This window comes from Sulfurovum sp., from assembly GCF_049668085.1.
GTDB lineage: Bacteria > Campylobacterota > Campylobacteria > Campylobacterales > Sulfurovaceae > Sulfurovum.
In genome coordinates this window covers 1-8311 of sequence record NZ_JBATIY010000066.1, presented here as the reverse complement: position 1 = coordinate 8311, position 8311 = coordinate 1, and the positions used below count along the sequence as shown (strand labels likewise).

Sequence of the window (8311 nt, the reverse complement as noted above, 5' to 3'; positions counted from 1 at the left end):
AGAGTGGCAGAGATAGTTCTTGGTCCCGATCTTATCACTGTGTTTCAGTTGCAGTCTGAGATAGTCCCCTTGCTTATGCGCAAGGAAGATGACACCACTATAGAAAAAACCTCTTTTATTAATGATCTTAATGACCTTGTCAATTTTTGGTATGTGCTCCAAGGAGACATCGACGTAAATCATATCACAGTGTTTTGACCAAAGCTGTGAGACAAGATGTAAAAATTTCTGAGTGAAATCTTTTCCATAGCCATCGACCCGTATTTTACCTATATTTGAAGGAGGGTCGAACTCATAGGTCAGGAAGACATGTTGAGGGGTCTTTGTTTTTTTTCTTTTCTTTGTTTCAAATGCTATACCGGCATTTTTATAGGTATGTTCAATTTGCTCTTTATAGACTTGTGGAAGATACAGTTTTTTCTTCATTTTATGGAAGAAGCGGTATCCTATCAGCACCGATCCGCGTTTGTAGGTTTCGGTTAATTCATTATTTTCGATCGTAATGTCTTCAGGTGTCTTACCAAGCATAAAGGCACTCTCTATAAAGCCATGGGTAAGATTGCTCTTTTGTGAGAAGGTATGGTACATTATCGCTTCACCAAATACTGCATCCAAACCGATACTTTCAGCCTTTTTCAAGACAAGTTCCATCATACGATTCATGATACCTCTCCCTTTAAATAGAGGGTCTACCACCACAATACCTACTTCTCCAATGGTAGAGTCTGGTATCAAAAGAAAGGCAAAGTGTCCTATGATCTTTCCTTCAGCTTCAGCTATGATAGAGTAGAACTTTTTACCATGATATTCCAAGATCTTATGAGGGTAATAAAATAGATCTTTGACATAACTATATCCATAGTTTTTATAGATAAGACGTGCAATTCCCTCTTCATCTCCCTCTTGAAACTCTCTGAATTTGATAGGAGTTTGTGGATCTGCTCTTTCCTCTTTGTCTGTTAGCGGGTTAGGTGTGGTAGTTTTGGATAATGTCTGATGCAAAGGATGCGAAGCATATTTTATTATGACAAATTTTTTGCCATCTCTGCCTAAATTATGGTATTCGAAAACATCAACAAGATCATAGATACGATTGAACCCATGTGAAGCTTCCCGTATCAGTGGGACAGAGCTATATTTTGTAGAGGACATAGGAATACCCCAGTCATGTACATCTACACGCAGTCCAGTCTTAAACGGATGCAGAGAGATCTCAATATAGCCTTTTTCGTTCTTGTAAGCATGGTCAACGGCATTTTGGATCAACTCTTCTGTACTTTTGAGCATTGCCTGTAGATCATCTTGTGATAAAGAGAGTAAGGTACACATACCTGTGAGCACATGCTCAACGAGCGACATGCATCCGATGTCACTGGGAATCTTTAAAACAATGCTGTCATACATTAGGAACCTTTTTGTACCAGGACCTGCAGTGCAGCGGCACTCATGATCTTCATACCGACTTGAAGTGCATCATCATCGACATCAAAACGGCTGTTGTGTTGAGGTACAGTGGTCTGTTTCTCTTCGTTACCAGTGCCAAGCCTGAAAAATGCTCCCGGAACGATCTGTAGATATTCTGAGAAATCTTCCCCTCCCATAACAGGATCTACGAGATCAATACAGTTCTCATCACCTATGATCTCTTTGGCTTCAGCTATGATGATATCTACCATGGCATCATGATTGATCAGTTCTGGCTGACCAAAGGTATAATCAAAATTGTAGGTTGCCCCCATCGACGTACATACCCCTTGTATAGAAGACTCCATCATGGTCGGGATATTTTTTCGTACGCCTTCATTGATAGTTCTGACTGTTCCTTTGAGTAAAACATGGTCACAAATGATATTGGAGGCAGTGCCACCTGAGATCGTTCCAAGGGAGATAACTGCAGGGTGTAAAGGGTCAATTCTACGAGATACAATATGATTAAGCGAGTTGACGATCATAGATGTGACAAGAATGGCATCTACCCCTTCATGAGGTCTTGCACCATGAGCTGCTTTACCGAAAACTTCAATGGTAAATATATCTGCCGAAGCCAGCATTACACCATACTTATACCCTATCTTTCCAGAGTCAAGATAAGGATAGGCATGTAGTCCAAAGATCGCGCTAACACCTTTAAGAGCACCATCTTCTATCATATCAACACTACCTCCCTCTTTGCTCTCTTCGGAGGGCTGAAAAATAAACCTGATATTACCGGGAAGTTCTTTTTTGTGTGTGGCCATGGCTATGGCTGCCCCTAATGCTATGGCTGTATGGCTGTCATGTCCGCATGCATGCATGATACCATCTACTCTGGAAGCGTAGGGTTTTCCTGTCTGCTCCTGTATAGGAAGGGCATCCATATCGGCACGTATCGCGACTGTTTTGGCTGATTCATCTACGATAAGATCTGCAATAAGCCCATGGTGCTCTTCACTCTCTTTTATCTTATATCCATTGGCTTCAAGAATCCCTTTGGCAAGGTATTTAGTATGTTCTTCCTGACCTGAAAGTTCGGGATGTTTATGTAGATCATGACGAATTTCTATGATCCTTTCATTGATCTCGTCTATCGTTGTGAAGAGTTTCTGTTTTAAGTTTTTCATGGCAAACCTTTCATTAAAAAATGAGGTATTTTTTTAATTATACACCTTTTTACGTTTAAAAGTAAATTTTATACGTCATCTCTATTTATGAAAAGTAGATTTACCCTCTTCTAACTTCTTTTTGGCTATAATCGCAACCAATTATGTAAACACTTTTGTGAAAATAGAGGATAGAGATGTTACTTTTTACCCCAGGACCTACACCAGTACCGGAGTCTGTACGCCAAGCTATGGCTACACCTACCTTACATCATAGAACACCAGAATTTGAAGCTATATTTAAAGAAGCCCGTGAGAGACTTTTAAAGCTTCTTGGGATGGATGAATGTGTGATGATAGCGTCCTCAGGTACAGGTGCCATGCAGGCATGTATGTTGAACCTTTGTAAGACGAAGGCATTAACGATCAATTCAGGTAAGTTTGGAGAGCGTTTTGGGAAAATTGCTGATGCTATGGGAAAAGAGAAGGTTGAACTGAAGTATGAGTGGAATACACCTTCTTGTGTAGCTGATGTTGAAAAGGCCTTGAGTGAAAATGCAGATATCGATGCGATCTTTATACAGGTCTGTGAAAGTGCCGGTGGACTTCGTCATCCTGTAGAAGCTATAGCTAAAAGAGCTAAAGAGATCAATCCTGATATTATGATCGTAGCCGACGGTATTACCGCTGTTGGGGTAGAACCTATAGATGTTACTCATATAGATGCATTGGTCACAGGAAGTCAAAAGGCCTTGATGCTTCCTCCAGGATTGGCAATGATCGGTCTTTCCTTATCCGCTGTAGAGAAGATAGGTTCCGGTGCAGATTATTATTTTAACATTGCTACAGAAATTAAAAGTCAACAGAAAAATACTACAGCTTGGACGGCAGCAACAACACTCATCATCGGACTTAATGCCATCTTTGATGCGGTCGATGAAGAAGGAATCGATGCCCTATATGAAAATACTGCATCCAGAGCATCTGCAACACAGGCTGCACTTGAAGCTATTGGTTTTTCTATGTACCCACAGACTCCGGCACTCTCTATGAGCACCGTATATGATGAAGATGCAGAACCTATACGAAAACTGCTTAAGACAAAGTATGGGGTCAACATGGCAGGGGGGCAAGATCACCTCAAGGGTAAACTTTTTCGTATCAACCAGATGGGGCTTATTCCTGTCTATGAGTCTGCATGGGTAGTGAATGCCATAGAGTTGGCATTGGCTGACATTGGCAGAAGAGAGTTTGATGGTACAGCAAGCCGTGTATTTAACGAAACATATTTTAAAAAGAGTAATTAGATGATATTTGAACATGAGATCCCTAGTGGGAGTAGACTGTATTTTGGTCAAAGTGCCAAGATCAAAAGAGAGATAGAAAATATCGCAAGTGAAACCTTGTACGGTCTTGGATTTGAAGAGATAGTCACACCACTCTTTTCTTACCACCAACATGAATGTTTTGACGACCAAAAACCATTGGTCAGACTGAATGATGAGGAAAACCATGAAGTGACCTTACGTGCAGATTCTACAGCAGATGTTGTACGTATCGTGACTAAAAGATTGGGACGAAGTACAGAGTCTAAAAAGTGGTTTTATATCCAGCCAACGGTAACGTTTCCGACAAAAGAGCAGTACCAGATCGGGGCTGAAGTGATCGACGGTACTTTTGAGAAGATCGCAGAAACCACCACAACACTTTTAGCGCAGATAGGGGCAGAACCAGTCATGCAGATAGCCAATATTCGTATCCCGCATCTTTTAAATGAAAAATATGGGGTCTCTTTGGATGTCCTGAAGTCAATGAACATTGAGCAGATCATGGCAGCTGATCTAACTTGGATAGAACAACTCGTAAGGATCAACAGCGTGAATGATCTGAATGATCTGAGTGTATTCCCTGAAGACATCAAGGCAGAACTTGAAAAGATCAAAGAGGCTACGCAAAAAGTGGACTATAGTAACATGGTGATCTCTCCGCTTTACTATGCGAAGATGAGATATTATGACTCTTTGACATTTAGAATGTTTGAAAATAACAGTCTTTTGGCAATGGGTGGCATATACACGATCGATGGTGTAGAAGCAGCAGGATTTGCACTCTATACAGATGAGTGTATCAGTAAAAAAATGAATAGAGGATAGGGTAGATGAGTAAAGCAGATTTGATCGTAGGTCTCCAATGGGGAGATGAAGGAAAAGGAAAGATCGTTGACCATATGGCACAGACACATGATTATGTGTGTCGTTTTGCAGGCGGGCATAATGCTGGGCATACGATTGTCATTGGTGACAAAAAATATGCACTTCACCTTATCCCTTCTGGTGTACTTAACCCTAGCGCAAAGAACATTGTAGGAAACGGTGTCGTACTTTCACCAAAAGATTTCATCAAAGAGATGGAACAGTTTGATAACTTGGAAGGAAGACTTTTCCTTTCAGACAAAGCGCATGTACTCTTGCCTTACCATGCACTTATCGACCAAGCCAAAGAGCGTCTGAAGGGTGATAAGGCCATTGGTACAACAGGTAAGGGTATCGGGCCTGCATATGGAGATAAGATCGCCAGAGTAGGACACAGACTTGGTGAGTTGCTAAACCCTGAAAAATTGACTGCTAAGATCAAAGACTATTTTGAAATGAATCAACCTGTTTTTGATGCGATGGGTGTTGCACAACCTGTAGAATCAGAGCTTTTGGCAGAACTTCAAGGGTATAGAGATATATTGGGTCCTTATATTACAGATACAACACAAATGATATGGGAGATCATGGATGCAGACAAGAAGATACTTTTAGAGGGCGCACAGGGTACGATGCTGGATATCGATCATGGTACGTATCCTTACGTCACTTCTTCAACCACTGTGAGTGCAGGTGCTTGTTCTGGTCTTGGGATCAACCCAAAAGACCTTGGAAAAGTAACAGGTATTGCAAAAGCATACTGTACAAGAGTAGGAAATGGACCTTTCCCGAGTGAAGATTTTGGAGAAGAGGGTGACAAACTTCGTAAAAATGGACATGAGTTTGGTACGACAACGGGACGTCCGAGAAGATGTGGCTGGTTTGATGCTGTGGCTATGCGTCATGCAGTACGTGTGAACGGAGTAGACCAGGTTTCATTGATGAAACTGGATGTACTGGATGGCTTTGATGAAGTCAAGGTATGTGTCGCTTATGAAGTAGAGGGCAAAGAGATCAATTATGTCCCTTACGATCTTGAAGATGCTACACCTATTTACAAAAGTTTTCCAGGTTGGGATAAAACAGAAGGTGTAAGAGAGTTTGATGCTCTACCAGACACAGCAAAGTCATATATTTTAGCACTTGAAGAGATGATAGGAACAAAGATGGGGATCATCTCCACCAGTCCAGAGCGTGAAGATACAATAATTCGATAATAAGGGGTAGCAATGAGATTAAAACCACAACAAACAGGATACGTAGCAACAAAAATTGGGATCGATTTAGCCAATGCACCTTTTATCACTATGCCAAAAGGTAGAGAAGCCGTTGTTGAAGCAGCAAAAAAGATCATCGATGAAAACCTTGAAAAAGAGCATGCACTTGATGAAAAAGTCAAAAAAATTCTTGATGAGAATTATGATGAGATTGAATTTCAGCATGCAGATGAGAGACAACTCTTTTTTATGATCAAAAAGAAAATGGCTGCAGAACATGGTGTGATCATGGATTATGATGATAGATACAATGATCTGGCACACCTTATTTTGGATGAACTCTATGAAAATTATTTGGCTGAATACACAGTGAATGAAAACCAGGTAAAAAATGTGATCTTTAAATCTTTCAAAGCCTTTGCAGATGCCTATGATGAGATTGATGATATTGTCTATACAAAAATAAGAGGCATGGAAAAAGAAGTGATCCCTGGTTCTCAGGACTATGAACTGCTTTATGAAAGATTTTATCAAGAAGAACTTTCGAAGAGAGGTATGTTGTAATGGCAAAAGTCTCTTTATATTTTGAAAATGGATTGATGCTCGAAGCAAAAAGTTTTGGAGCAGAGGGCACTTCTGTAGGAGAGATCGTTTTTAACACATCTCTTACAGGGTATCAAGAGATCGTTACAGACCCTTCTTATGCAGGACAATTCGTGACATTTACGATGCCTGAGATAGGTAACGTAGGATGTAATTCACAAGATATGGAGAGCAAAGGTGCTCATTGTAAAGGTATTATTGTACGGAGTTATCAGGATCGTCCTTCTAACTTTAGATGCGAAGAGACTTTGGCAGCATTGTTAAAAAGAGAAAATATCCTTGGTATTACTGAGATCGATACACGTTTTTTAACAAAAATGCTGAGAGATGAAGGTGCCATGATGATGGTAGCTTCTACTGAGATACATGATCAAGACGAACTCAAAAAGGTATTAGACGCTTCACCTCGTATTGAAGAGGTAAATTACATCGAACAGGTAAGTACAAAAGAGAACTATGTACATACTGAAGCACGTTACAATACAGATACTTTCCAATATAATGCACCAAATACCACAAAGAAGATCATTGCACTCGATTTTGGTATCAAAAGAAATATCTTAAATGAACTTACACATGCAGGGATGGAAGTAACGGTCGTACCTAACTCCATGGCAGCAGAAGAGATCATCGCTAAGATCGATGCAAAAGAGATCGATGGCGTATTCCTTTCAAATGGACCTGGGGATCCGCTTATCTTAAAAGAAGAACAAGAGAAGATCAAAAAGCTTATCGCTCATAAAGTACCACTTTTTGGTATCTGTCTTGGGCATCAGCTGCTTTCTATCTCGCATGGTTACGATACGTATAAACTGAAATTTGGACACCATGGCGGAAACCATCCAGTGAAAAATGAAGTAACAGGTACTGTAGAGATCACAGCACAAAACCACAATTACAATGTTCCAGATAACATTACTGAAGTGGCAAAAGTAACGCATGTAAACCTCTTTGACAATACGATTGAAGGACTCAAATATAATGATTCTCCAACTATGTCAGTACAGCATCACCCAGAAGCAAGTCCTGGCCCACATGAAAGTGCATATATCTTTGGCGAATTTGCCAAAATGCTCTAAGGAATAGAGATGAAAATAGCTATATTATTTGGTGGATCCAGTTATGAACATGAAATAAGTATTGTTTCTGCCATAACCATGAAAAAAGTGTTAAAAAAGTCTGACTTAGTTTATATCTTTGTAAGTAGTGATAGAAAGTTTTATCTGATAGATACGCAGAAAATAAACTCTAAACTCTTTTCATCAGGTGAATACAGAAAATCTAAAGAGCTGACACTCAAAAATGGCGGTTTTCAAATAGATGGGATGTTTGGAGGTAAAACTGTAGATTTCGATGTCGCACTGAATCTCATACATGGAAGAGATGGAGAAGATGGAAAGATAGCCTCTATGATGGCGTTTTATCAAGTTTCCTTCATTTCACCGCGTATGGAAGCTTCAGCACTCTCTTATAACAAACTCTATACCAAATTCTTAGCAGAGAGTTTAGGTGTCAAAACAGTAGCATATGAGTATCTTTCAAAAAATGATGAGAGAAAAATTTCTATGGATTACCCAGTGATCATCAAACCGGTTCGCTTGGGATCAAGTATTGGCGTGAGTATTGTCAAAGAAGCCTCAGAGCTTGACTATGCACTTGACGTCGCGTTTGAATTTGATACAGACGTGATTGTTGAACCTTTTATCCAAGGGGTGAAAGA

Annotated in this window: 7 protein-coding genes and 1 pseudogene; 6 read left to right on the top strand and 2 right to left on the bottom strand. The window is 40.1% G+C overall.

The genetic code is table 11. The features are described from left to right. Together WBM70_RS04215 and WBM70_RS04210 are read right to left on the bottom strand one after the other, a co-directional pair. Window positions 1-1404, bottom strand: a 1404-nt coding sequence (locus WBM70_RS04215) for a GNAT family N-acetyltransferase (RefSeq protein WP_424557258.1), incomplete at its 3' end; no start/stop codon positions are given. Further along, entirely contained in the window at window positions 1404-2600 is a 1197-nt protein-coding gene (locus WBM70_RS04210) for an amidohydrolase (RefSeq protein ID WP_424557257.1), read from the bottom strand. The genes WBM70_RS04215 and WBM70_RS04210, both read right to left, overlap by 1 nt. 176 nt (window positions 2601-2776) lie before the next feature. Here WBM70_RS04210 and WBM70_RS04205 point away from each other — a divergent pair, with 176 nt between their 5' ends. The 6 genes and pseudogenes from WBM70_RS04205 to WBM70_RS04180 all read left to right on the top strand — a co-directional run. After that, a complete protein-coding gene (locus tag WBM70_RS04205; RefSeq protein WP_424557256.1) occupies window positions 2777-3886 on the top strand; it encodes a pyridoxal-phosphate-dependent aminotransferase family protein in 1110 nt (369 codons plus the stop codon). Next, window positions 3887-4732 carry an ATP phosphoribosyltransferase regulatory subunit gene (locus WBM70_RS04200; protein ID WP_424557255.1) on the top strand — a complete coding sequence of 282 codons (846 nt, stop codon included), beginning with the start codon at window positions 3887-3889 and terminating at the stop codon, window positions 4730-4732. It abuts the gene before it with no gap. A gap of 5 nt (window positions 4733-4737) precedes the next feature. Further along, window positions 4738-5988, top strand: coding sequence for an adenylosuccinate synthase (locus WBM70_RS04195; protein WP_424557254.1), 1251 nt, complete (start codon window positions 4738-4740; stop codon window positions 5986-5988). A 12-nt stretch (window positions 5989-6000) separates the two neighbouring features. Continuing rightward, entirely contained in the window at window positions 6001-6552 is a 552-nt protein-coding gene (locus WBM70_RS04190; protein WP_424557253.1) for a DUF507 family protein, read from the top strand. Beyond that, window positions 6552-7670 (top strand): glutamine-hydrolyzing carbamoyl-phosphate synthase small subunit, encoded by a 1119-nt coding sequence (gene carA / locus WBM70_RS04185; RefSeq protein WP_424557252.1) that lies wholly within the window; start codon window positions 6552-6554, stop codon window positions 7668-7670. The genes WBM70_RS04190 and carA overlap by 1 nt, the downstream gene beginning before the upstream one ends. Before the next feature lie 9 nt (window positions 7671-7679). Then, a pseudogene (locus WBM70_RS04180) lies at window positions 7680-8311 on the top strand (D-alanine--D-alanine ligase); the annotation flags it as partial.

Excerpts from the sequence above, each read along its gene's own strand:
- WBM70_RS04190 (WP_424557253.1), top strand. The coding sequence starts at position 6,001 with ATGAGATTAAAACCACAACAAACAGGATACGTAGCAACAAAAATTGGG.
- WBM70_RS04210 (WP_424557257.1), bottom strand. The coding sequence starts at position 2,600 with ATGAAAAACTTAAAACAGAAACTCTTCACAACGATAGACGAGATCAAT.
- WBM70_RS04200 (WP_424557255.1), top strand. The coding sequence starts at position 3,887 with ATGATATTTGAACATGAGATCCCTAGTGGGAGTAGACTGTATTTTGGT.
- WBM70_RS04205 (WP_424557256.1), top strand. The coding sequence starts at position 2,777 with ATGTTACTTTTTACCCCAGGACCTACACCAGTACCGGAGTCTGTACGC.
- WBM70_RS04195 (WP_424557254.1), top strand. The coding sequence starts at position 4,738 with ATGAGTAAAGCAGATTTGATCGTAGGTCTCCAATGGGGAGATGAAGGA.
- carA (WP_424557252.1), top strand. The coding sequence starts at position 6,552 with ATGGCAAAAGTCTCTTTATATTTTGAAAATGGATTGATGCTCGAAGCA.